The organism is Glycocaulis sp. (assembly GCF_050485565.1).
Classification (GTDB): Bacteria; Pseudomonadota; Alphaproteobacteria; order Caulobacterales; family Maricaulaceae; genus Glycocaulis.
Genome location: NZ_JBJHBQ010000002.1, coordinates 270,966 through 295,556 on the forward strand (window position 1 = coordinate 270,966; position 24,591 = coordinate 295,556).

The 24,591-nt window shown below is 63.3% G+C and carries 20 protein-coding genes; 13 read left to right on the top strand and 7 right to left on the bottom strand.

Annotation, left to right across the window (positions count from 1 at the left end; translation table 11 throughout):
- The first annotated feature begins 237 nt into the window (after positions 1–237).
- From gyrA to queA, 6 genes are all read left to right on the top strand, one after another.
- Positions 238–3,102: a DNA gyrase subunit A gene (gyrA, locus tag ACQ5ID_RS03485; RefSeq protein ID WP_429911086.1), complete on the top strand. Its 2,865-nt coding sequence runs from the start codon at positions 238–240 to the stop codon at positions 3,100–3,102.
- Positions 3,102–3,596 carry a pantetheine-phosphate adenylyltransferase gene (coaD, locus tag ACQ5ID_RS03490; protein ID WP_429911087.1) on the top strand — a complete coding sequence of 165 codons (495 nt, stop codon included), beginning with the start codon at positions 3,102–3,104 and terminating at the stop codon, positions 3,594–3,596. The genes gyrA and coaD overlap by 1 nt, the downstream gene beginning before the upstream one ends.
- Positions 3,593–4,591 (top strand): peptidylprolyl isomerase, encoded by a 999-nt coding sequence (locus ACQ5ID_RS03495; RefSeq protein ID WP_429911088.1) that lies wholly within the window; start codon positions 3,593–3,595, stop codon positions 4,589–4,591. Before coaD ends, ACQ5ID_RS03495 begins: the two co-directional genes overlap by 4 nt.
- Before the next feature lie 6 nt (positions 4,592–4,597).
- On the top strand, positions 4,598–5,779 hold the full coding sequence (locus ACQ5ID_RS03500; RefSeq protein ID WP_429911089.1) for a serine hydrolase domain-containing protein: 1,182 nt from the start codon (positions 4,598–4,600) through the stop codon (positions 5,777–5,779).
- A 58-nt stretch (positions 5,780–5,837) separates the two neighbouring features.
- Positions 5,838–6,284 carry a peptidylprolyl isomerase gene (locus ACQ5ID_RS03505; protein WP_429911090.1) on the top strand — a complete coding sequence of 149 codons (447 nt, stop codon included), beginning with the start codon at positions 5,838–5,840 and terminating at the stop codon, positions 6,282–6,284.
- Positions 6,285–6,422: 138 nt separating this feature from the next.
- Positions 6,423–7,487, top strand: a complete 1,065-nt coding sequence (gene queA, locus ACQ5ID_RS03510) for a tRNA preQ1(34) S-adenosylmethionine ribosyltransferase-isomerase QueA (protein WP_429911091.1) — start codon at positions 6,423–6,425, stop codon at positions 7,485–7,487.
- Between the two features lie 340 nt (positions 7,488–7,827).
- Here queA and typA read toward each other — a convergent pair whose 3' ends face one another.
- On the bottom strand, positions 7,828–9,654 hold the full coding sequence (gene typA, locus ACQ5ID_RS03515; RefSeq protein ID WP_429911092.1) for a translational GTPase TypA: 1,827 nt from the start codon (positions 9,652–9,654) through the stop codon (positions 7,828–7,830).
- Between the two features lie 726 nt (positions 9,655–10,380).
- Between typA and gor the strand changes: the two genes are divergently transcribed.
- The 5 genes from gor to ACQ5ID_RS03540 all read left to right on the top strand — a co-directional run bounded on the left by gor (position 10,381) and on the right by ACQ5ID_RS03540 (position 17,233).
- Complete coding sequence (gor, locus tag ACQ5ID_RS03520) at positions 10,381–11,763, top strand: glutathione-disulfide reductase (protein ID WP_429911093.1); 1,383 nt, start codon at positions 10,381–10,383, stop codon at positions 11,761–11,763.
- A 4-nt stretch (positions 11,764–11,767) separates the two neighbouring features.
- A complete protein-coding gene (locus ACQ5ID_RS03525; protein WP_429911094.1) occupies positions 11,768–13,135 on the top strand; it encodes a class II 3-deoxy-7-phosphoheptulonate synthase in 1,368 nt (455 codons plus the stop codon).
- 158 nt (positions 13,136–13,293) lie between these two features.
- The gene (locus tag ACQ5ID_RS03530) at positions 13,294–14,310 is read left to right on the top strand and encodes a linear amide C-N hydrolase (protein ID WP_429911153.1); all 1,017 of its coding nucleotides are present in this window, start codon (positions 13,294–13,296) and stop codon (positions 14,308–14,310) included.
- A 233-nt stretch (positions 14,311–14,543) separates the two neighbouring features.
- Positions 14,544–15,833: an alginate export family protein gene (locus ACQ5ID_RS03535; RefSeq protein ID WP_429911095.1), complete on the top strand. Its 1,290-nt coding sequence runs from the start codon at positions 14,544–14,546 to the stop codon at positions 15,831–15,833.
- 95 nt (positions 15,834–15,928) lie between these two features.
- Positions 15,929–17,233: an alginate export family protein gene (locus ACQ5ID_RS03540; RefSeq protein WP_429911096.1), complete on the top strand. Its 1,305-nt coding sequence runs from the start codon at positions 15,929–15,931 to the stop codon at positions 17,231–17,233.
- Between the two features lie 62 nt (positions 17,234–17,295).
- Here the strand turns inward: ACQ5ID_RS03540 and ACQ5ID_RS03545 are convergent, their stop codons facing one another.
- The 4 genes from ACQ5ID_RS03545 to ACQ5ID_RS03560 form a co-directional block, all read right to left on the bottom strand.
- Entirely contained in the window at positions 17,296–18,627 is a 1,332-nt protein-coding gene (locus ACQ5ID_RS03545) for a hypothetical protein (protein WP_429911097.1), read from the bottom strand.
- Positions 18,624–20,681, bottom strand: coding sequence for a TonB-dependent receptor family protein (locus ACQ5ID_RS03550; protein ID WP_429911098.1), 2,058 nt, complete (start codon positions 20,679–20,681; stop codon positions 18,624–18,626). Before ACQ5ID_RS03550 ends, ACQ5ID_RS03545 begins: the two co-directional genes overlap by 4 nt.
- A 66-nt stretch (positions 20,682–20,747) precedes the next feature.
- Positions 20,748–21,167, bottom strand: coding sequence for a hypothetical protein (locus tag ACQ5ID_RS03555; RefSeq protein ID WP_429911099.1), 420 nt, complete (start codon positions 21,165–21,167; stop codon positions 20,748–20,750).
- Between the two features lie 147 nt (positions 21,168–21,314).
- On the bottom strand, positions 21,315–21,581 hold the full coding sequence (locus tag ACQ5ID_RS03560) for an HU family DNA-binding protein (RefSeq protein ID WP_371394641.1): 267 nt from the start codon (positions 21,579–21,581) through the stop codon (positions 21,315–21,317).
- A 209-nt stretch (positions 21,582–21,790) separates the two neighbouring features.
- On the opposite strand from ACQ5ID_RS03560, the gene ACQ5ID_RS03565 reads away from it, so the two are divergent.
- On the top strand, positions 21,791–21,988 hold the full coding sequence (locus ACQ5ID_RS03565) for a hypothetical protein (protein ID WP_429911100.1): 198 nt from the start codon (positions 21,791–21,793) through the stop codon (positions 21,986–21,988).
- On the opposite strand, the gene ACQ5ID_RS03570 is transcribed toward ACQ5ID_RS03565, so the two are convergent.
- Both ACQ5ID_RS03570 and ACQ5ID_RS03575 read right to left on the bottom strand, forming a co-directional pair.
- Entirely contained in the window at positions 21,976–22,392 is a 417-nt protein-coding gene (locus ACQ5ID_RS03570) for a PaaI family thioesterase (protein ID WP_429911101.1), read from the bottom strand. The genes ACQ5ID_RS03565 and ACQ5ID_RS03570 overlap by 13 nt on opposite strands.
- Positions 22,389–23,384: an NADP-dependent oxidoreductase gene (locus ACQ5ID_RS03575; RefSeq protein ID WP_429911102.1), complete on the bottom strand. Its 996-nt coding sequence runs from the start codon at positions 23,382–23,384 to the stop codon at positions 22,389–22,391. The genes ACQ5ID_RS03570 and ACQ5ID_RS03575 overlap by 4 nt, the downstream gene beginning before the upstream one ends.
- 140 nt (positions 23,385–23,524) lie before the next feature.
- Here ACQ5ID_RS03575 and ACQ5ID_RS03580 point away from each other — a divergent pair, with 140 nt between their 5' ends.
- Positions 23,525–24,469, top strand: coding sequence for a Gfo/Idh/MocA family protein (locus ACQ5ID_RS03580; RefSeq protein ID WP_429911103.1), 945 nt, complete (start codon positions 23,525–23,527; stop codon positions 24,467–24,469).
- Positions 24,470–24,591: the final 122 nt, after the last annotated feature.

Sequence of the window (24,591 nt, forward strand, 5' to 3'; positions counted from 1 at the left end):
CCGCGACTTTTCGCGGAATATCGCAACGCGGATGCGTTGCGAAGCTAAAGAGGCATGGGTCACCCGCATGAAGCAGGTGATGACAGGTATACCCCCCTCAACAACACCTCATCGTTTGCCCCTGTGGCTGGGGCTTGGTAAACCCTTTTCCAGCTTTGCTGACACGTGATTCCGGCTGTTGGCACCCATTCCTTGCGGGGCACCTTCCGTGCCCGCCTGACTACAGGACAGATACGCTTGAGCGACACACCGAACGAGCCCGGCCCGGACGATATCGATATTGACGAATCCGGCGCTGGCGGGAACGGCATGAATGGCGGCGCAGCGGGCGGCCAGCCGCCCCGGCCCGATGGCGGACCCATGGTCTCCATCGAGGACGAGATGCGCCGCTCCTATCTCGATTACGCGATGAGCGTGATCGTGAGCCGCGCCATCCCCGATGCGCGCGACGGGCTGAAGCCCGTTCACCGGCGCATTCTCTGGTCGATGCACGAGCAGGGCTATACCCACGACAAGCAATACCGCAAATCAGCCCGCGTCGTCGGTGACGTGATCGGTAAATACCACCCGCACGGCGACCAGGCCGTCTATGACGCGCTGGCGCGCATGGCGCAGGACTTCTCGATGGGGCTGAAGCTCCTCGATGGTCAGGGCAATTTCGGCTCTGTCGATGGCGATCCGCCTGCCGCCATGCGTTACACCGAAGTGCGCATGGACAAGCCCGCCGAGGCGCTGCTGGCCGATATCGACAAGGAAACGGTCGATTACCGGGAAAACTACGACGCGTCGGAAAAAGAGCCGATCGTCCTGCCTGCGCGCTTCCCCAACCTGCTGGTCAACGGCGCGGGCGGTATCGCCGTCGGCATGGCCACCAATATCCCGCCGCACAATCTGGGTGAGGTGGTGGACGCCACCGTGGCCCTCCTGGAAGACCCGGAGCTGACCGATCTCGATCTGATCGAGTTCGTACCGGCACCGGACTTTCCCACTGGCGGCGAGATCATCGGGCGTACCGGCGCGCGCAATGGCCTCTTGACCGGGCGCGGCTCGGTTCTGGTGCGCGGCAAGACGTCGATCGAGGAAATCCGTAAAGACCGTCAGGCCATCCTGATCCACGAGATTCCCTATCAGGTGAACAAGGCTTCGATGATCGAGAAGATCGCCGAGCTGGTGCGTGAAAAGCGCATTGAGGGCATTTCAGACCTGCGCGACGAATCCGACCGTTCGGGCATGCGCGTGGTGGTCGAGCTGAAACGCGATGCCAATGCCGAAGTGATCCTGAACCAGCTTTACCGCTGGAGCCCGCTGCAGACCTCGTTCGGGGTCAACATGCTGGCGCTGATTGGCGGCAAGCCGCAGCTGGCAGGGCTGAAAACCTACCTCGAAACCTTCATCGCCTTCCGCAAGGAAGTGACGGCCCGGCGGGCCAAGTTCGATCTGAAAAAGGCGCGCGACCGCGCCCATATCCTGATCGGGCTGGGCATTGCGGTGGCCAATATTGATGAGGTGATCCGCCTGATCCGCGCAGCGCCCGATCCGGCAACGGCCCGCGAGCAGCTTAAAGAGCGCGCCTGGCCGGCGGCTGACATCGCCCCGCTGGTGGCGCTGGTGGCCGATCCGCGCTCGATCATTCTGGACAACCAGACCATCCATCTGACCGATGAGCAGGCGCGCGCCATTCTGGAACTGCGCCTGAACCGCCTGACGGCGCTGGGCCGCGACGAAATTTCCGGCGAGGCGGAGAAGCTGGCGGTCGAGATTGCTGACCTGCTGGATATCCTCAAAAGCCCGGTGCGTATCCGCGAGATCGTCAAGGCGGAGCTCCTCGATGCCAAGGAGCGCTTTGGCGTGCCGCGCCGCTCCGCGCTGGTCGAGGGCGATTTCGAGATCGAGGATGAAGACCTGATCCCCCGCGAGGAGATGGTCGTCACCCTCACTCATGGCGGCTATGTGAAGCGCACCCCGCTCTCGCTCTACCGGGCGCAGAACCGGGGCGGGCGGGGCCGGGCCGGCATGGCGATGAAGGACGAGGATTTCGTCTCCACGCTGTTTGTCGCCTCCACCCATGCGCCGCTCCTCTTCTTCACCTCCGACGGGATGGTCTACAAGACCAAGACTTGGCGCCTGCCGCAGGGCGCGCCTAACACCAAGGGCAAGTATCTGACCAACCTCCTGCCGACGCTTGGCGAGGGCGCGCGCGTCACCTCCATCATGGCGCTGCCGGAGGACGAAGCCGAATGGAGCCGGTTTGATGTGATGTTTGCCACCACATCGGGCGGCGTGCGGCGTAACAAGCTGTCGGACTTCGTGCAGGTGAACCGCAACGGCAAGATCGCCATGAAGCTGGAGGAGGCTGACGGCCAGATCCTCGATGTGCGCCTGTGCCATGAGGGGCAGGACGTGCTGCTCGCGACCGCCAAGGGTAAGGCGATCCGCTTCCCCGTCACCGATGTGCGCGTGTTTGCCAGCCGTAATTCCACCGGTGTGCGCGGCATACGCATGGAGACGGGCGATACGGCCATCTCCATGGCGATCCTCAATCATGTCGAGATTAGCCGGGCCGAAGTGCGTGCCTATCTCAAACGCCGCCGCGCCGAAATGCGCAATGAGGGCGATGAGGAGCTGGATGCGGCTGAAGCCGATATCGACACTGGCGACGAGGAAGAGGGCGAGGAAATCACCCTGTCCGAGGTGCGCTATATGGAGCTTCGCGCCCATGAGGAGATACTCCTCAATGTCGTGGAGTCCGGCATGGGCAAGCGCGTCATCTCCTATGAATACTATCCGCAGAGCCGGGGCGGGCAGGGCGTGTGGACCAAGGACAAGCGCTTCCCCGAACCGCTGGCGGCCTGTTTCCTGATCGAGGAAGGCGATACCGTGATGGCCGTCACCGATGGCGGCCAGCTCATCCGCTTCCCCGTCGACACGGTGCGTATTGCCAGCCGCGCCACCAAGGGCGTGCGCCTGATCCGTCTTGCCAATGACGAAAAGGTGGTGTCCGTTGCGCGCATCGCCAAGAATGAGGAAGCCGAGGGCGAGGAAGAGGCTGACGGCGGCGAAGCTGATACAGCGCCGGAAGCCGGGCCCTCTGGAGAAAGCTGATGAAAGAGCGCGTCGCCCTGTATCCTGGCACGTTCGATCCGCTGACGAACGGGCATATCGATATCGTGCGCCGCGCGGTGAAGCTCTACGACAAGCTGGTTATCGGCATTGCCCGCAATGAGGACAAGCGCCCGCTCTTCTCGCTTGATGAGCGGGTGGAAATGGCGCTGGACCTGACGCGCGAATATACCGGCGAAACCGTGATTGAGGTGCGCCCGTTCTCCGGCCTGCTGATGCATTTTGCCGAAGAGGTGGGCGCCGGCTCGATCATCCGGGGCCTTCGCGCCGTCTCCGACTTTGAATACGAGTTCCAGATGGTCGGCATGAACCAGCGCCTCAATCCTGACATCGAGACGGTGTTTCTTATGGCCGATCCGCGCCATCAGGCGATTGCCTCGCGGCTCGTCAAGGAAATTGCCCGTCTGGGCGGGGACATCACCGCCTTCGTGCCGCCTGCCATCAAGACCCGTGTGCTGGAGAGATTTGCCAAATGATCCGATATGCTTCTGCCCTGCTGACGGCGAGCGTCAGCGCCTTTGCCCTCGCTGCGGCTGCCTGCGCGGATGCGTCCACTGATACCCGCACCGCTGACACGGCCGCCACGCAGGAGGCTGATGGCAGCCGGTATGCGCGCGACGGCATTCCGTCCGGCCCCGATGCAGCCCGCCAGATCATCGCCGATGCGCCAGAGGCCGCATGGCGCAGCGTTGATCCCGACAGGCTGCTGGTCATCTCCACGCGGCACGGCGATATCTGGGTGGAGCTGACGCCGGAATTTGCGCCCAATCACGTGGCCCGCATCCGCGATCTGGTGGGCGAGGGATTTTACGATGGCAAGGTCTGGCACCGTGTGATCCGTGATTTCATGGCGCAGGGCGGCGGCGCGTCTGACAATCCGGCGCTGGCGGCCGACAGGCCCACGCTGCAGGCAGAATTCATGATTAGCCGCGGCCTTGATACCAATATAACTATCAGCGAGTTGCAGGACCGGGCGATCAATCCGCGCGAGTCCAGCACCCGCGCGCGGGCCGGCTTCTGGAACGGCATCCCCGCCTCGACCATCCCGTTTGCCCAGGCGGCTATCCGCGCCGATGGCCAGGTGGAATCCTGGCTGCTGCACTGCCGCGGCGCGGCGGCGATGGCGCGCACCAATGATCCCAATTCCGCACGCAGCCAGTTCTACATCACCACCGGCCATCCGGCGCATCTCGAAGCAGTCTATACGGTCTGGGGACGTGTCCGGGCCGGTCAGGACGCGGTGGACGCCATCCGCGTCGGCACGATGGGCGAAACGATGGGTTTCCGCCCTGACTTCATCATGTCCATGCGCATGGCCAGCGAACTGCCGGCAGGCGACCGGCTGTCAATCGAGGTGTTTGACACCAACACACCTGATTTTGCGCTCTATCTGCAAGCCCTGCAGGCCGCGAATAATGACCGCCTGCCCGATGTCTGCGACATCGAAATTCCTGTCCGTATAACGGAGTAAATCCCCGTGCGCTTCGCCAAGCTTGCGGGCCTGATGCTCGCCGCCGCCACCCTCTCCGGCTGCGCGGATGCGCGCAGCGATTCCGCCTTTACCCGCCCGGACGGGGCGGTGCTGAGCGCGCAGGATATTCGCGACGCGATCGAGCATCACAGAGGTGCAGCCGGGGCCGAAGGACTGGCGCTGGCCCTGATTGCTGACGGGAATGTCGTGTTTGCCGAAGCCTTTGGCTGGCGCGATGTGGCCAATGAATTGCCGCTGCAGACCGACACGGTGATGCATGGCGCGTCGCTGACCAAGGCGGCCTTTGGCTATATGGTAGTCCAGCTTGCCGATGAGGGGCTGATCGATCTGGATGCGCCGATTTCCGGCATCCTGCCCCGGCCCTTGCCCGAATACGAACGCTATGGCGATCTTGAAGGCGATGAGCGCTGGCGGCTGCTGACGCCGCGCATATTGCTGTCGCACACGTCCGGCCTGCCCAACTGGCGCTGGTTCCTGGATGACCAGCGTCTGGTCTTCTTCTTCGAGCCGGGCGAGCGCTATGTCTATTCCGGCGAGGGGCTGCAAATCCTTCAGCTCGCGCTGGAGGAGGGGCTGGGGCTGGATATCGGCGAGGAGATGCAGGCGCGGGTATTTGACCGGTTTGGCATGACGCGCACGGCCATGAGCTGGCGCGAGGATTTCGCTGACAATCTCGCCCATGGCTATACGCGTGATGGGGAGTATGTGGCGTATCGTCCGCGCACCCGGGTTGTCGTCGCGGGTTCCATGGATACCACGCTGGATGACTATGCCGCCTTTCTGGCCGGGCTGACCCGGCGCGAGGGCCTCAGCGATGCGGCATTTGCCGAACTGACCGCGCCGCAAATCGCCATCACCTCAAGCCGCCAGTTTCCCTCCCATTTGCCCCAAGACACCGATGAGAACGCCGATATTGGCCTCTCCTATGGTCTCGGCTGGGGGATTTATGACACGCCGTATGGCCGCGCCATCTTCAAGGAAGGCAATGAGGACGGCACCAATAATTACGCGCTGTGCCTGATCGAGGCGGCGCGCTGCCTGCTCATCCTGTCCAATAGCGCGCGCGCGGATTCAACCTTCCTCTATCTGGCCAATGCGCTACTGGGCGAGACCGGGTTGCCCTGGGCGTGGAAGGGTTACATCCCTTACGATCATCCAGACTGGTAATTGGCGCGCGTCCGCGCTTTAACCCTAGCCGACCTGTCCGCATCACGGAGTAAATCCCTTGGCCGATACCCTTATCTTCACCCTCGATAGCGGGGGTGATGTGAAAATCCGCTTTCGCCCCGATCTCGCCCCCAAGCATGTCGCGCGCATTACCGAACTGGCGCAGAGCGGCTTTTATGATGGCGTAACCTTCCACCGCGTGATTGACGGCTTTGTCGCCCAGGGCGGTTGCCCGAATGGCACCGGAACGGGCGGGTCTGGCACCAAGATCCCGGCCGAGTTCAATTCAGAGCCGCATGTGCGCGGCACCATGTCGATGGCGCGCACCAATGATCCCAATTCCGCCGACAGCCAGTTCTTCATCTGCCTGGACGCCGTGCCGTATCTGGACAACAGCTACACGGTCTGGGGCGAGGTGATCGAGGGCATGGAGTTTGTCGACGCCCTGCCCAAGGGCGAACCGCCCCGCAATCCGGGCAAGATCATCAAGGCGACGGTTCAGTAGTAATGGCGGTTTCTCCCCCCGTTTACGGGGGGAGTGCCCCTGAAAGGGGCGAGGGGGGGATTGCACAAATACACCCCCCTCCGTCAGCTGCGCTGACACCTCCCCCGTAAACGGGGGAGGAAAAGACACGGCCACCCCATGAAGCTCTCCGATTTTGATTTCCACCTGCCAGAGGACCGCATTGCGCTAAGGCCCGCGCGGCCGAGGGATGCGTCGCGCCTGTTACATGTGGGACAGGGCGGGGCGCTGGCCGATCACACCATGCTGGACCTGCCAGCGCTGTTGCAGCCCGGCGATCTTCTGGTGCTGAACAATACCAGCGTCATCCCGGCAGCCCTGACCGGAGAGCGTCCGGCGCGTGCGGTTGGCGGCGGCGGGCCGGCTCGCATCGAGCTGAACCTGCATACGCGCGTGAGCGACGACACATGGCGCGCCTTCGCCCGGCCCGCCAAACGCGTGCGCGAGGGTGACGAGATTCACTTTGGGCAGAGCCTGTCTGGTATCCTCACCGCCAAGGCCGACGGCGGCGATATCACCCTGCAATTCAATGCGTCAGGGCCGGACCTTGATGCAGCGCTTGAGGGTGCCGGTAACCCGCCTCTGCCGCCCTACATTGCCTCCAAGCGCGATGCCGATGCTGCTGACCGGGAGGACTATCAGACACTATTCTCAGACCCCACCCGTAAGGGCTCGGTCGCTGCGCCGACCGCCGGATTACACTTCACCGACCGGCTGTTCGCGGCGCTGGAGGCGAGGGGCGTGACAACCACCCAGCTGACCCTTCATGTCGGCGCAGGTACCTTCCTGCCGGTGAAGACCGAAAACGTGTCCGAGCATCTTATGCATGCCGAATGGTATGAGATCAGCGAGGAGGCCGCGACGGCCATCAACGCGGCGCGAGATCAGGGCCGGCGCATTATCCCGGTGGGCACCACGGCGCTGCGTACGCTGGAAAGTGCAGCCGACAATGAAGGCCGGGTGAGGGCGGGCAGCGCCGAAACGGCCATCTTCATCACGCCGGGCTATCGTTTCCGCGTGACGGATGCGCTGCTGACCAATTTCCACCTGCCCAGATCCACGCTCTTCATGCTGGTCAGCGCGCTGGCGGGGCTGGAGGTTATGCGCAGCGCCTATTCGCACGCGATTGAGCAGGGCTACCGCTTCTTCTCCTACGGCGATGCGTGCCTGATCGAGCGGGGTTAGCCTTCTCACCAGGGACATGGGAAGCCATGAAACGTTGGAAAATGGATCCCGGGTTCCCCGTTTTCACGGGGACAGGCAAGCCCGGGAACCCGGTGTGTTTGGCTTGCCGTATCAACAAGCCCGCCAGTTGAAGCTCTGTCCGCTCCACCGGGGTCCCCCGCCCCGACGGGGGATCCAGTTTTTTGTTCTGCAACGCCGCCTGTCTACTCCATTTCACGCGTTTCACCGGCGTACGCCGGTGCCCAGTCCTTTTCTGGATCCCGGCTTTCGCCGGGAAAACGCGCAAGAAAGTGGACGTGCGGTTGGGCGGAGTTTTCCGCGTCGAGCGACCCCAAAAAAATCAAGCCTTGTCGCGGCTGGCCTTTTTGCGCTCGTGCTCCAGCAGCAATTTCTTGCGGATACGGATCGATTGCGGCGTTACCTCGACCAGCTCATCGTCATTGATGAACTCCAGCGCGTATTCCAGCGTCACGCGGATGGGCGGGACGAGCACCACGGCCTCGTCGGCCCCGGCGGCGCGGATATTGGTCAGCTTCTTTCCTTTAAGCGGGTTCACGATCATGTCCTCCTCGCGGGAGTTCAGACCGATAATCATGCCCTCATAGACTTCCGTGGCGTGGCCGATGAAGAGCTTGCCGCGCTCCTGGATATTCCATAGCGCATAGGCCAGCGCCTTGCCGGTTTCCATGGAGATGATCGCGCCCTTGGGCCGCTGGCCGACATCGCCCGCCTGCTTCGGCCCGTAATGGTCAAAGCTGTGGAACATCAGGCCGGAGCCTTGCGTGAGGGTCAGAAATTCGGAGCGGAAACCAATCAGGCCGCGCGTAGGCACGATATAGTCCAGGCGCACCCGGCCATTGCCATCGGGCACCATGTTCTTCATCTCGGCCTTGCGTGAGCCGAGGCGCTCCATCACGCCGCCCTGGTGGATTTCCTCCACATCGATGGTGAGGTTTTCGTAGGGCTCGCTCTCCACGCCATCGACCATTTTCGTGATGACTTCGGGGCGGCCCACGGCCAGCTCGAAGCCTTCGCGGCGCATGGTCTCGATCAGGATGGAGAGGTGCAGCTCGCCCCGGCCCGACACCTTGAACTTGTCGGCGTCGTCCAGCTGCACCACGCGCAGCGCCACATTGTGGATCAGCTCGCGATCGAGCCGCTCCTTGATATTGCGCGAGGTGACGAACTTGCCTTCGCGGCCCGCGAAGGGGGAATCGTTGACCTGGAAGGTCATGGCAATGGTCGGCTCATCGACCACCAGAGCGGGCAGGGCCTCGACGTGTTCGGGATCGCACAGCGTGTCGGAAATATTGAGCGGATCAATGCCGGAGAAGGTGACGATGTCACCGGCGCTGGCGCTCTCCATCTCCACGCGCTCCAGCCCGTGAAAGCCAAACACCTGTAAGACCTTGCCTTTGCGCGTCTTGCCATCGGCGCCGATCACCGAAACCTGCTGGTTTTTGGCCAGCTTGCCGCGCCGGATGCGGCCAATGCCGATCACGCCCGTATAGCTGGAATAATCGAGCGCGGAGACCTGGAGCTGGAGCGGGGCGTCCGGGTCCACATCCGGGTGGGAGACGCGCTCCACGATGGTCTGGAACAGCGCGTCCATATTATCGCTCTGGGCGCTCGGATCGAGCGTGGCAAAGCCTTGCAGCGCGGACGCGTAGACTACGGGGAAGTCCATCTGCTCGTCATTCGCGCCGAGGCGGTCAAACAGATCGAAGGTCTGGTCGACCACCCAGTCAGGGCGCGCGCTCGGCCGGTCGATCTTGTTGATGACCACGATGGGTTTGAGACCCAGCGCCAGCGCCTTCTTGGTCACGAAGGTGGTCTGCGGCATCGGGCCGTCCACCGCATCGACCAGCAGCAGCACCGAATCGACCATGGACAGAACGCGCTCCACCTCTCCGCCAAAATCGGCGTGGCCGGGCGTGTCGACGATATTGATGCGCCAGTCGCCCCAGGTCACGGCGGTGTTCTTGGCCAGGATGGTGATGCCGCGCTCTTTCTCCAGATCGTTGGAATCCATCACCCTTTCGACTTCCTCGCCGCGCGTGCCCAGCGTGCCGGACTGGCGCAGCAGCTTGTCAACGAGGGTGGTCTTGCCGTGGTCGACGTGGGCGACGATGGCGATATTGCGCAGTTTCTCGACCGGGAAGGTCATGGCGGCGTTCCTGACGTCTTGGGGAGCTAAGTGTTCTTTTCGCGCGCCCTCATACAGGCGGGCGGGCCTTATGGCCAGTGATGATGCAGGGGGAGGGGATTGCATTTTTGCCGGTAGACCTCTCCACCGGGGTCTCCCGCCCCGACGGGAGACCCAAGACTTCAAAGTTCAAACTCACACCCGCGTTTTCCCGGCGGAAGCCGGGATCCAGAAACGGACTGGGCACCGGCTTATCGCCGGTGAAACTCGGAGGGGGCTGAAGCGCCGGCAACCTTTTTCTGGGTCTCCCGTCGGGGCGGGAGACCCCGGAGAGTTTGCCTTCTCGAATGACCTGCCAGCTTGACCACTAACCTCTCCACCGGGGTCTCCCGCCCCGACGGGAGACCCATAAAGCCCAGCAAGCTGCGGCGGCAGATATGGCCCCGGCCAAGCAGCCAACGCCCGTAACTCGTCATGCCCGCGCAGGCGGGCATCCAGAGATGAAGGGCGAGGACCGTGGCAAGTGGCTCTGGGTTCCCGCCTGCGCGGGAACGACGAGAGTAAGGGAGATGTCCCCTTCCACCCCAAAGCGCGGACAGATTGCGGGGATAAATCATGTCCCCTGGCGCTCCCCCATTCTGTGGCGGTTTTGCCACATGTGAAAACGGGCCGTGCGAACCTATGAATCGGGGGTGCGAGTACCCACTTTCGGGGCATTCGAACCTATAAAACGGGGCATTCATACCCATGGCCGATTTTGACTATGACCTCTTCACCATCGGGGCCGGTTCAGGCGGGGTAAGGGCCTCGCGCCTGGTCGCCATGAAGGGGCATAAAGTGGCCGTGGCCGAGGAGCACCGGCCGGGCGGCACCTGCGTGATACGCGGCTGCGTGCCGAAGAAATTCATGGTCTATGCCTCTGGCTTCAAAAAGCAATTCGAGCTGGCAAAGGCCTATGGCTGGTCAGTGGAAAAGCCGCAATTTGACTGGCCAAAGTTCCGCGACGCGATGAATGCGGAGGTGGACAGACTATCCGGCATTTATGCGAAGAATCTGGCCAATGCGGGCGTGGAGCTGATCTCCGAGCGCGCCGAATTCATCGATGACCACACGCTGGAGCTCAAACCCAGCGGACGGCGGATAAGCGCGAAAACTATCCTCATTGCAACAGGGGGAAGACCCAACGTCCATGAGGGGCTGGAGGGAGCTGAGCTCGCCATCACCTCCGACGAGCTGTTTCACCTGAGACGCCTGCCCAAATCCATGCTGATCGCGGGCGGCGGCTATATCGCGTGCGAGTTTGCGCAAGTGTTTGCGCAGATGGGCGTGGAGGTGACGCTGGTCTATCGCGGCGACACGGTGCTTCGCGGCTTTGACGACGATGTGCGCGAGTTTGTGCATGAAGGGCTGAAAACCGCCGGCGTGCGCGTCATCACCCATACCGTGTTTGAAAGGATTGCCGATAATGGCGATGGCACCAGGACAGTTCACTTGAAGAATGGCGATGAATGCCCTGTAGATGAAGTGGTTTTCGCGATTGGCCGCGATCCGCACACCAAGGGGCTGGGCCTGGAGAAGGCGGGCGTGGAGACCGGCGAACGGGGCGTTGTGAAGGTCGATGAATACTCGCGCTCAAACGTGCCTCACATCTATGCCGTGGGCGATGTGACCGACCGCGTGAATCTGACGCCGGTGGCCATCCGCGAGGCGATCTGCTTTGCCGAAACGGCCTTCGGGGACAATCCAACCGCCTATGACCACAGCAATATCGCCAGCGCCGTCTTCACCCAGCCGCCTGTCGGCACGGTGGGTTTAAGCGAGGCGCAGGCGCGCGCTGAATTTGGCGATGTCGATGTTTATAAAAGCGTTTTCCGGCCCATGAAGGGCATGCTGGGGCCGAACCCGGAGCGCATGCTGATGAAGATGATTGTGCAGCGCGGCACGCAGAGGGTTCTCGGCGTCCATATTGTAGGCGATGATGCGCCTGAGATCATCCAGGCTGTCGGCATTGCCGTGAAAGCCGGACTGACCAAGGAGCAGTTTGATGCCACCTGCGCGGTGCACCCGACTGTTGCCGAAGAGCTTGTAACCATGCGGGAAAAATGGACCCCGCCCGAATTGAAAGTGTAGCGCCATGAGTGGATGGAACCCGTCAAGCTGGAGATCGAAGACCGCTCTGCAGCTGCCGAACTATCCTGACGCGGCCGCGCTGGCAGCGGTCGAGGCGGAGCTGTCGCGCCGTCCGCCGCTGGTGTTTGCCGGCGAGATACGCCGCCTGCGCCGCCAGCTGGCCAATGTCGCCTCTGGCCAGGCTTTCCTGCTGCAGGGCGGGGATTGCGCGGAAAGTTTCAAGGAATTCTCCGCCGGAAATGTGCGCGATACCTTCCGCGTGCTCCTGCAGATGGCGGTGGTGATGACCTTCGCCGCTGCAAAACCGGTGGTCAAAGTCGGGCGGATAGCCGGGCAGTTTTCCAAGCCGCGCTCCAGCGATACAGAAGTGATAGACGGCGTTGAGTTGCCGTCCTATCGCGGTGATTCCATTAATGATATGGCGTTCACGCCGGAGAGCCGCGTGCCTGACCCGGCGCGCCTTGTGCGAGCCTATGACCAGTCGGCTTCGACGCTCAATCTCCTGCGCGCCCTGGCATCTGGCGGCTATGCCGATCTGCACAATGTGCACCAGTGGACGCTGGATTTCCTGTCGGATAGTCCGGCCGGTGAGCGCTATCAGGAATATGCTGACCGCATCACCGAGGCATTGTCCTTCATGCGCGCCTGCGGGGTGACGGCCGATGCCGCGCCCTCGCTGGAAGGCGTTGATTTCTATACCTCTCACGAGGCGCTGCACCTGCCGTTCGAAGAAGCAATGACCCGGATGGAGACCCAGTCCGGGCGCTGGTATGGCACCTCTGCGCACCTGATCTGGATCGGGGATAGAACCCGCCAGCCGGACGGGGCGCATATCGAGTATTGCCGCGGTGTCGAGAACCCGATCGGGCTGAAGTGCGGACCCACGTTGGACCCAGACGAACTCATTGAACTGATTGACCTTCTCAACCCGCGTAACGAGGCGGGCCGCCTGGTGCTCTATGCCCGCATGGGCGCTGGCAAGGTGGAGAAGGGCCTGCCGCCCCTGGTGCGCAAGGTCGTGGCCGAGGGGCGCAATGTCGTCTGGTCGTGCGACCCCATGCACGGCAATACGATCAAGGCCGGAAACGGTTATAAAACAAGGGCTTTCGATCATATCCTCTCCGAGCTGAGAAGCTTTATCGAGGTGGTCCGCAGCGAGGGCGCGGAGCCAGGCGGCGTCCATTTCGAGATGACCGGTCAGGACGTGACCGAGTGCGTGGGCGGGGCAGGGCATCTCTCCGAAGCTGACCTTTCCAGCCGCTACCACACCCATTGCGATCCGCGCCTGAATGCCGACCAAGCCCTTGAAATGGCATTCCAGATTGCCGATGCGCTCAAACCTGCTGCGGCGATCCGCGAGGCGGCGGAATAGAGGCGGGGTTGGTGAGGTTCGGTTTCTGGTAACCAAACCCTGAATTCACGTTGCCTTGGCCTGCCACAGCACTAGTTTGACTCTTAGGTTTAGGGTCGTCTGTCGGGGCGGAGGGTCAAGACATGAAACTGAAACTCAAGGCACTGGCCGGCGCGGCCATGCTGGCTTTTGGTGTGGCGGCGGCCGAAGCGTGCACCCGCGTGGTCTATCTGGGGCCTGAAGGGCGCATCATCACGGCCCGCTCCATGGACTGGCGCACCGATATTGGCAGCAATCTGTGGATCCTGCCGCGCGGTGTGGAGCGCAATGGCGAGACCGGCCCCAACACGTTGAGCTGGACCGCGCGCTATGGCAGCGTTGTCGCCACCGCCTACGACATCGCCAGCGCGGACGGGCTTAACGAGGCGGGCCTTTCGGCCAATCTCTTATGGCTGGCGGAGTCTGAATATGCGCAATGGGATGGCACCGGCGCGCCCGGTCTCGCGATCTCGCTGTGGGCGCAATACATGCTCGATAATTTTGCCACCGTGGCCGAGGCCGTCGAGGACGCGCGGCGCGGGGAATATGTGGTGGTCAGTGACGCCATGCCCGGCGAAGACCGGCTGGCGACGCTTCACCTTTCAATGTCGGATGCTACCGGCGATAGCGCGATTTTCGAGTATGTCGGCGGCGAGCTCATCATTCATCACAGCCGCGACTATCAGGTGATGACTAACTCGCCGACCTTCGACCGGCAATTGGCGCTGGCGGAGTACTGGAGCGAGGTGGGCGGCACCGTGATGCTGCCGGGCACCAATCGGGCCGCTGACAGGTTCGCCCGCGCCAGCTTCTACGTGACCGCCATTCCGCAGACCGAAGACCAGCGCGATGCGACGGCGAGCATGTTTGGCGTGATCCGCAATGTGTCGGTTCCCTACGGGATCACGACCGAAGACCAGCCTAATATCTCGTCCACGCGCTGGCGCACCGTCGTCGATCACAAAGACCAGCTCTATTATTTTGAATCCGCCCTGTCGCCGAACGTGTTCTGGGTGGATCTCAAGGAAATAGATTTCTCCGAAGGGAGCGGGGCGAGAGCCTTGATGCTGGGACCAGATCAGGCCCGCACTTTCTCTGGCGAGGTGTCCGGCCAGTTTGAACCGGCCCCGGCCTTTGCTTTCCTCGGCCTGCACTAGGGCCATTTGCGCCAATGCCTTCATCCGCCCGCAGCGTGGCATTGGCCGCTGCGGGCCATTTTTCCGTGTTCTGAGCATCGGACTTGACCCTGTCTGCGATTGCGTTAGTGCGGGCTTCCGTATGTGACGGTTTTGCGATTGTTTTGTAACAGCGCGAGCCGTCCGGGAACGGGGCAGGCGCTATGCAGATCAGACCGGGACGATGGCTCACCGCCCTGGCGGGCTCATTTGTGATGTCTGCCACCGGCGGCGCGGCGCTGGCTGATGACGCATCGGCTCCGCAGGCTCACACGCCCGGTTTCGAGGTGAATTTCTCCGGCTCTGTCCGGGTGCGCTACGAGACGGTCAGCGCGCCCTTCCGGGCCGGGCTGGAGGGCTCTGACCAGTTCCTGTCCAGCCAGATATTCCTGCGCGCCGACGCCCGGATGGGCCAGGCAGCGGGCGTGGTGGAGCTGATCGACGCGCGCGGCGCGCTCGCCGATGATGGCTCGATTGTCGCGACCAGCGCGGTCAATGCACTCGATATCTATCAGGCTTATCTTGATCTTCCGCTGGGCGAGCGGGTGAGCGTGCGCGCCGGGCGCTTCATCATGCCGATAGGCTCCAAGCGCCTTGCCGATGCCAGCTCGTTTTCCAACGTGCCGGACAATTTTGAAGGCGTGCAGCTGCATGTCTCTCCGGGCGAGAACTGGCAGCTTCTGGGCTTTGTCACCGCGCCGGTGGAGCGCCGCCCGTCCGATCAGGCGAGCCTGCGCCGCAATGCTCAAGGGTTTGATCGTGCCGACTGGGACACGCGCTTCATGGGCGCGCATCTCACCCGCACCGGCCTGGCTGAGAACCTCAATGCGCAAGCCTATCTCTTCGTGCTGGACCGGGCCGATGGCACGCGGCTTTACACGCCGGGCGCAAGGCTGTGGCGCGAGGCGGCACCCGGCCGGGCTGATTTTGAGGCCGAGCTGATCGGCCAGACAGGCCATGCCCTGATTGGCGGCGTGCGCGAGGATGTGAGCGCGGCCAGCACGCATTTCGTGGCCGGTTACACGTTCGATACGCGCTGGACGCCGCGCCTCTCCTTCCAGACCGCCTGGGCCAGCGGCGATGATGTGGCAGGGGACGGGGAGTGGAACCGGTTCAACCCGCTGTTTGGCGGACGGGGCAGCGATTTCGGCCATACCGGCATTTTCGGCCCGCTATCGCGCCAGAACATGATTATCTCCGGCGCGCGCCTGCAGGTGCGCGAGGGACCGGTGAGGGCGCATCTGCTGGTGCAGGATGTGCGTCTGGCTTCGGGAACCGACCAGTGGGTGCGAGGGCGTCTGCGCGATGAAACAGGTGCCTCTGGCCGTCATGTGGGGCAGGTGGTGGATGCACGGGTGCAGTGGCGCGCCCTGCCAGAGCGCAGGCTTGATATCGAGTTTGGGACCGCGACGCTTATCAAGGGCCGGTTCGCGCGCGAGGCACCCGGCGCGCCCGATACCGCCAATCCGGTCTATGGCTATCTGGCGGTCTCGACGCGGTTCTAGGGTCTGCATTCGCGCCTTGCGCAACATGGTTAAGTGTAAAGTCAACTTTCTGGCGTGTATTGGCACCCGATTTGTTCCTCTTTTCCGGGTGTTCCATGAAACGTTTTCTTGTTGCCGGCCTTTCCGGCCTGATGATGACTGTATCCGCTCCGGCGATGGCCGCGGCGTCTGATGAAGGCGTTTCGCCCTTCACGCTCAAAGGCTCGGCACGTATCCGCTATGAATCGCTGAGCGATCTGTTCCGCGCGGGCAGTGAGGGCTCTGACCAGATGCTCTCCAGCCGGGTGCGTATTCACGGCGAGTATGATGCGGGGCGCGTCGTCTTCGGCGGCGAGTTTCTCGATGCCCGCGCCTGGCTGACCGATAGCGGTTCGGTCATTCCCAATGGCGCGGTGAACGCTGCCGAGCTTTTACAGGCTTATGTGCGCATTCCCCTGGAGGGCGGCACGATCCAGGCCGGCCGCTTCGTGATGAATGTCGGTTCGGGCCGTCTGGCGACCGAGCAGGGCTTCCGCAACTCGCCGAACAATTTCGAGGGCGTGCGCGCGCGCTTCTCGCCGGCGGAAAACTGGGCGGCAGACGTGTTCTATACCGCGCCGGTGCGTATCCGCCCCGGTGACCGCAATGCGCTGGAAAACAACACCGCGCAGATCGACCATGCCGAATGGGGTACGCGCTTCTGGGGTGTGCATCTCACGCGCACGGGCCTTCCCAATAATCTGCGCCTTGAAGCCTATCTGTTCGGCCTGAACGAGGAGAACGGCGCGGACCTGCTCACTCCGGGCCTGCGCCTGACCCGTCCGCGCGCGGCTGGTCAGTATGATTTCGATCTGGAGATCATGGGCCAGACGGGCGACCAGCCTGTGGGCGGCACCACGCTGGATGTCCGCGCCTGGTCGGCCCACGCCGCCGCCGGCTACACCTTCGATGCAGCGTGGAGCCCGCGCCTGTCCGCGCAGCTCGTCTACGCCACTGGCGATGACAATCCGGCAGATGCGCGCTGGAACCGGTTCAACCCGATGTTTGGCGGCCGCCGGGGCGATTTCGGCACGACGGGACTGTCCTTCACCCATTTCCGCGAAAACCTGATCGCGTTCGGCCCGCGCCTCGATCTGCGTGATGGTCCGGCGGCGATTGTGGTCCAGGTGCAGGAATCGCGTCTGGCGTCGGATACCGACCGCTGGCGTGTCGCGGGCCTGCGCGATACGACCGGCCAGTCTGGCAGCCGTATCGGTACGCTGGCTGAAGTGCGTGGCACCTATTGGCTGAAGCCTGACCGCCTGCAGCTCGAAGCCGGTACGATGGTACTGTTCCGCGGCGAGTTTGCCCGCACCGCGCCCGGTGCTGCTGCCAGCTCTGACCCGGTCTATGGTTATGTGATGCTGAGCGCGCCGTTCTAAGCTGGCTTTTCAGACGTGCGTTTGAAGGACCCCGTCCCGGTCAGGACGGGGTCCTTTTTCGTTCAGGGCTTGCGCTGTAACCGCTTGCGCCTTCGGGTGAAGGACAGCCCCGTCAGGGCGAGTGCTATCAGCGCAGTGATAACTGCCATCATCAGCATGTCGCGCACATCGCGGCCCAGCGGGTTGGCGAATTGCCATTTGTGCAGCTGGTCAAAGCTGCGGCCCTCCAGCGCCGCAATCGGGCCGGCTTGCCCCGCCTGCGCGAGCAGGCCATCGACCGGATCTGCGAATACCGGCCCGCCTTGTGTTTCCACGCGCCAGACCGGCAGGCGCTTGCTGGCAAAGCCGTAATCGCCATCGAAGCGGGTCTGTAGGGTGGCCACGCTGTCTGATGGCGCGCCCGCAAGGCTGAGCGCGCGGGCGGCATCGTCCAGGGGCAGGGCTGCACCGCTACCGGCGAAATAGCGCGCTTCACGGCCCTCTGCAGCGCGCCAGAGCGCGCCTTCAGTGTCCGCCGTGGCGGCCAGATGGGTAAAGCGCCCCTGCGGCACCTCAACAAGGCTGGCGGGTGCAAACATAGCCGCTTCGGGACGTTCAGCGGCAAACAGCGATGAGTTCACCCAGGCATGGAAAAGCCCCGATACAGGAAAGGCGAGAGCGGGCAGGGCCAGTGCCAGCCCGGCATAGCGGTGCCAGCGGCGCAGCCCCTTGCCCTTTGCGGTGAACGTAAGGCTGATACCTGCCAGCACCGTGCTGATGAAGATCAGGGTGAGCACGGTAATGACCAGCAGGCGCAAGGGCTCGACGGGTTTGAGGAAGGAGAGCGTGTGCGCGTTCTGGAAGATGCGCAGCATCACCCGGCGCGGCGCGTTGGTGACGGCGGCCAGCCGGTCTGATCCGGTATCGACATAGATTGTCAGCCGGTCTGACGTGTCGAACATCACCGCTGTAACCGGCAGGAGCCGGTTGATGGCCGGATAATCCACGCTGAAGGCTGTGATCTCCTCTACCCGCACGATATCGGCATCTGGCAGGGCGGCGTAGTGGCGGGCCAAAGTGATAGCGTGCTCGCGCGCCGCCTCTGGTGCCGGTCCACCGGTGACGCCATCAAGGGCGAGGCGCGGCGTTTGGGCATCGGTCCGCACCGACCAGTAGGTGCCATTGTCCGATGGGGCCAGCCGGACATGGCGCGCAGTTTCGGGCATGGCGGGGAGGGTGGAGGGGGCCGAAGCCCCCTCCGTTTCGATCTCCAGCGCGGGCGGCATCTGGATCGCGGCGCGCGGCGCGGTCCAGCTCATTATGGGATGCAGGAAGCCTGAAAGCCCCCACATCACCACAGCGAGAACCGCCAGTTGTGGCCCTGTCCGGTGAAGCCGCCGGATGTCGATCCTCATTGCCCGCCCCCGATGGCGAGCGTCACGCCCGCATAGACGGCGCGGGTTTCGCCGGGAGTGAAGCGGGCAGGGTTGGCCGTCGCGGCATTGGCGACCGTACCGACCGCCGAGACATAAGCCTCGTCAGTCAGATTGCGGCCCTCGACATAGAAGCCGAGGCGGTCATTTACGTCATAGCGGGCCGAAAGGCCGACCAGCGTGTAACCGGGGAATTTTTCCGAGTTCATGTAGTCGGTGAAACCGTCCCCGCTCTGCCAGGTAAGGCTGGGCGCGATCTCGAACGGCCCGAAGCCGTAGCGCAGCTCGGCCACCAGACGGTGACGGCCCACGCCCGGCAGGCGGTTATCGCCATAGGTCGTATCGCCGTCGAAGCGGAAATCGCCATAGGTGTAGGCAAGACGTGTGCGCCATGCGCCGCTGGTGCCTTCATGCAGCAGGGCTTCAGCGCCGAGTTCGAAGCCGGTACGCACCGTGTCATCGGCGTTGAAGATCGCGGCTGGAATGCCGGGTACGACCGTGAAGGCGGTGAACTCGTTATCCAGATGGATGCGGTAGAGCGCCGCTTCAAAGCGGACGCGCTCGTAAGACCCGCGCAGGCCGATCTCATAGCTGGTACCTTCCATCGCTCTGATGGGGGTAAAGCCGCTCACACCGCCCTGTGTCAGGTCAGAGAAGGTGGGAGGTTCAAAGATCTGGCTGATATTGGCAAAGCCGATCAGCGCGTCATCGAAGCGGTAGAGCGCGCCGATGCGGGCCGTCAGGCTGGAGAAGCTGACATCCCCGCCTGCCGCCGGGTTGATCCGGTCATCCACCTCGCGCCGCGTTGAATTGTTTACCAGGCCTGCGAGCAGGTCGAAGCGCTCCGTCACGCCAAGGCGCACATCGAGGAAGGCGTTGGCGCCGGTACCCTTCTGCTGGGCGTCGCCGATCTGGAACCCGGCCGTGCCGCCATTATTCAGGAACACCCTCGCGTCGGTTTCACCGTGCCGCAGATCGCCGCCCAGCGTGAACTCCACCGGCAGGCCGGCCAGCTCGGTTTCCTGGCTCCAGCGGGCAAACAGGCGGTAATCTTCCATGTCCTGATCGACGATCACCGGAACCGGGTGCCAGAGCGTGCGCGTGGTTGCGCTGCCGCCAACGGAGAAGCGGCCCATACCTGTATCAAAATGGGACACTGTCCAGCCGCGCCAGGCATTCATGTCGCGGCCATAGCGCTGGGCGATGGCTGCAGGGTCCTGCTGGCGTGGATCGGCGCGCAGCTGGGCGAGCGTCAGATTGCCCGACATCTCCTGATTGATATCGCTGCCGAGCAGGCCAAAGCGCGTTTCCACCTGATCGTTCCAGCGCCAGCCGAGATCGGCATAGATGCGGCCATTGGATTGGTTCGCGTTGGGGCGGACGCCGTCCTGACGCTGCCAGGTGCCGGCGAGGGCATAGTCCAGATTGCCGTGCGTGCCGCTGGCGCGGCCAAGGGTGCGCGTCGTGCCGAACGAGCCGGCTTCGGCGCGGATGCCCGACTGATTGTTCAGCGAGGCGGCGCTAAGCCCCTCAATCTCGATGGAGCCGCCCAGCATGGTGGAGCCGGTGCGGAAACCGTTGGCGCCGCGATTGACCGCCATGTGGGAAACGAAAAGTGGATCAAGCTCCTGATAATCGCCAAACCCGTCCGCGTTGTTGATCGGTACACCGTTGAAGAGCAGCTCCACACCGCGCAGGTGCATGTTGTTGGCAAGGCCGGAACCGCGCACCGACAGGCGCGAGTCCTCGCCGAATTTGGGCTGGGCCACCACACCGGCGGTAAAGGCCAGCGTGTCTGCAAAGCCAATCGCGTAGCGCGTGGCGAAGCTTTCTGCATCGATGATGGAGATATTGCCGGGCTGGCGGGCGGCCTCGGCTGCCGCCTCTTCAGCGGGCGCGGACAGGCGATAGCCGGTGACGACAACGCGGTCCTGAATCTCGCCGGCTTCGGCGATATCGGCGAGGGCAGGGGCAGACAGGCCGGCAGCGGCCAGCAGAACGAACCCGGCAGTGCGGGCAAGGTATTGGGTTTTCATGGGATGGTCCCGAACGCAGATGCTTAAACGAGGCCCGCAGCCCCGTTCAGCGTCATGCCGAAGGGATCAGGCCGTTTGGAGGTCTGTCAGGCTGCTCAAGGGTGGTCCGCGCTGGCCGGGCAGGGCGATATGCCCGGATGCGGGCATGGCCGCCCCTGGCGCATACAGGCGATGCAGCGGCAGGGCGTGATGTTGCCAGGCCGGGCTGTCGGGCATGAGCGCAATGGCGGCAAGGCCCGCAAAGGCGCACGGCGCTTCGGGAGTGATGGGGTCAGCGCTATCGGTCGATACGGCGTTGCCGCCGGCGTCGAGAACCAGCTCTCGCATGCCCTCGCCGGTACAGATGACCAGGGTGAACTGCCCGTCAGCGCCTGCCTGCGGCATCCAGCCCGATGGCACCAGGCCGCTCATGCACGCCGCGACAAGCGCGAGCGTGGCCATGATCTGGCGCAGGCCGGAAAGCCGGGAGGAGCGGGCGTTCAACATGGGGGCTTTGCTAATGAGGGTTTAGTGCGCGAGCAACATGACGAAGCTGCGGCGAAACGCGCAAACAAAAACGCCGCCGGTTGCCCGGCGGCGTTTTCTTGAAGGGGTTATGTCCCGTCCGTCAGAGGGCGGGACACAAGAATTCCCTTAGATGTCCTTCAGGGCAGACGCCGGGCGGAACGCCAGCGAGGTCTTGGCCTTGGAGGTCATTTTTTCGCCCGTACGCGGGTTGCGGACTTCACGCGCTTCGCGGTGCTTGGCGTGGAAAGTGCCGAAACCGGCGAGCTGAACCGTGTCGCCTTTCTTGGCCGAAGCAACGATGGAATCGACAAACGTGTCGATGGCGTCGCCAGCTTGGGCGCGGGTGATGCCAGCTTTGTCGGAGATGGCTTTGGCGAGTTCTGCTTTGTTCATGAGGGTTCCCCCCGGTTGTTTGACGCCTCGCCAGCCGCAAGCGGCAGGGTTGGCCGTTCATTGGACGGATGAATCAATCGCGATTCTCATAAGGCATAGCAAGGAAATACAGGGGAGTCGGCAGGTTTTACGCAGACATCTGCCATTGATCCGATCCATATGGTAAACAAAAGCTTGAAATCTGGCCCGGTGTTTGCGTTACGGAAAGCATGGAACCCAAACGCGCCCCATTCCTGAACATCGTCGCCGCGACCGGCCTTGCGGTCAGCGTGGCCGTGCTGAGCTATGCGGGGTTTGAAGCCCTGTTCTCCAGCCCCACCCTGTCGGCCCTGACGGGCGCGGTTGTGGGCGGTTTCGTTCTGGGACGGCTATTGCGCCAGCGGCGCGAACCGGCTCACCGCGCGTAAAGCACCATCTGCGTACAGCGGAAAAGGGCGAGCACCTTGCCGTCGCTTTCACGCCGGGCGGTCGCATCCCAGACCTGCGTTGTCCGGCCAAGATGCACAGGTTTTGCCTCACCCAGCACCCGGCCATCACGCGCCGTTCCCATGAAGTTCGATTTCAGCTCCACCGTGGTGAAGCTGATGGCCCCCTCAGGCAGATTGGCCATCGCGCCATAGCCGCACAAGGAATCCAGCAACGCCATGATGCTGGCGGCGTGCAGGAAGCCGTTGGGCGCCAGTAAATCGTCGCGCACATCCATATAGCCTTCGACCTGCGCCGGATCGCCATTGGTGATGACGAGGCCGACCAGGCCGGGCAGCTTGCCGTCGCTAACGGCGTTGATGGCGCCTAGATCAGCCTCACTCACACCTTCACCAGCATTTTGCCAAGATTGGCACCGCTGAAGAGACCGGTGAATGCCTCCGGCATTTTCTCGATGCCCTCATAGACGGTCTCGCGGCTTTTTACCTTGCCGCTCATCATCCAGCTGGAGAGGTCCTTGATGAACTCGTCCTGCATGTCGAAATGCTCGATGACGATGAAGCCGCGCATCATCAGGGATTTCGTCACGATATTGGTCATGTTGTGCGGGCCGGGCGCGGGGGCCTCGTCATTATAACGCGAGATCATGCCGCACGCCGCGATGCGTCCGAACTGTTTGAGCACATCAAGAGCGGCCACGAGGTGATCGCCGCCGACATTTTCAAAATAGGCATCAACACCATCCGGCGCGACGTCCTTGATGGCCTTGCGAAGGTCCGGCACGGCCTTGTAGTCGACCGCGGCATCGGCCCCGATCTCCAGGCAGAAATCGGTCTTGGCCTTGCCGCCAGCGGTCGCGATCACGCGCGCGCCCATCGCCTTGGCGAACTGGATACCGGCAGAGCCGACCGCGCCCGCGCCCGCGCTCATCCACAGCGTTTCGCCCTCTTTCAGGCCGATGACGCGCTTCAGGCCGGCATAGGCCGTCAGGCCGGTCAGGCCCGCAATGCCCAGATAGGCGTGGGCCGGCAGCAGATTGGCGTCCACCTTCGTCAGGCCCTTGGCGGGCGCGACATAGGCTTCACGCCAGCCCAGCATGCTCATCACATAGTCGCCCTCTTTCAGGGCGTCGGAGCGTGACTTGATGACCTTGCCGACCGCGCCGCCCTCCATGGGCTTACCGGGCATGAACGGGTCGATATAGGTTTTCAGCCCCGCCATGCGCGGACGCATGTAAGGATCGACAGACAGCCACTCATTGGCCACCAGCACCTCGCCCTCGGCGGGTTCTGGAAGTTCGACCTGAGCCAGTGTGAAGTATTCAGGCTTCACCTCGCCGGTGAAGTGACGGACGAGATGGATTTCACGAGATTTCATGGCGGTGCACCTGTGATGGCTTTGAGATCGATACTGGCCTCCATCCTTAAGCCTTAACGGACGGCCCGCAAGCCTGCAGAAGGGCCAGCCGATGCATTCTCCCTTTGAGTGCTGCTGCGCAACGTGCAATCTCCCGCCCCATGACACAGTCTATCCAACCCTTGCGCGCCGGGGTCGTCGGCGCGGGCATTTTTGGCGGGTATCACGCGGGCAAATATGCTGGCGATGACCGCACGGAATTTATCGGCGTGTTCGATCCGGTGCGTGACCGCGCACGCGCGATTGCACGCCAGTACGGGGCCATCGCCTTCACCTCGCTCAACGCCATGATTGAGGAGGCCGATATCATTACGGTCGCCAGTCCGGCGCTCTTTCACCATGACGCCGCGCACCGCGCGCTGGCGGCAGGCCGCCATGTGCTGGTGGAAAAGCCGATCTGCGCCACTGTGGAGGAGGGGCGCGAACTACTGGACCTCGCGCAGAGATATGGCCGCGTCCTGCAGGTTGGCCATCAGGAGCGCTTCGTCTTTGCCGCCATGGGGCTGTTTGGTGACATTCCCCGCGCAGACACGCTGTCGGCGCGGCGCATGGGTACGCCATCGCCGCGCAATCTGGATGTGTCGGTAACGCTGGACTTGATGATCCACGATATCGATCTGGTTCTCGCGCTGGCGGGCAGTGCGCCCTCCAAGGTCGAGGCTGAAATGCGCGCCGAGCGCGGCGGGCTGGCCGATCATATCGTGACGCGCCTGACCTTCCCCGGCGGGCTGGTGGCGGAGCTGGAGTCCAGCCGCGTTGCGCCTGAGCGCGACCGTGTGATGACTATCGGGTTTGAGGGCGGGGCGGTGCTGGACGTTGATTTCATCCGCAAGCGCTTCGAGAACGGAGCCGGGCTGGCGCTCGATCCCGATTTTGCCGATGCGCCCATGGCGAAGGATTCGCTGGGCGCCAGCGTGCAGAACTTCGTCTCGCGCGTGCTGGACCCTGCTCATGTCAGCCCGGCGGCTGACGCGCGGGCAGGCGTGCTGGCTCTGGAGACGGCGCTGGCGATTGACGCTGCAGCGGGCAGCCTCAGCCGGATGTAAGGTGCCTGGACGGTTGCATCTCTTCCTTTCTCCCCCCGTTTACGGGGGGAGTGGCCCGAAGGGCCGAGGGGGGATTGTCCATAAAAGTGGGGGGGGGGGGCCGGGCGCGGGCCGCGCACCCC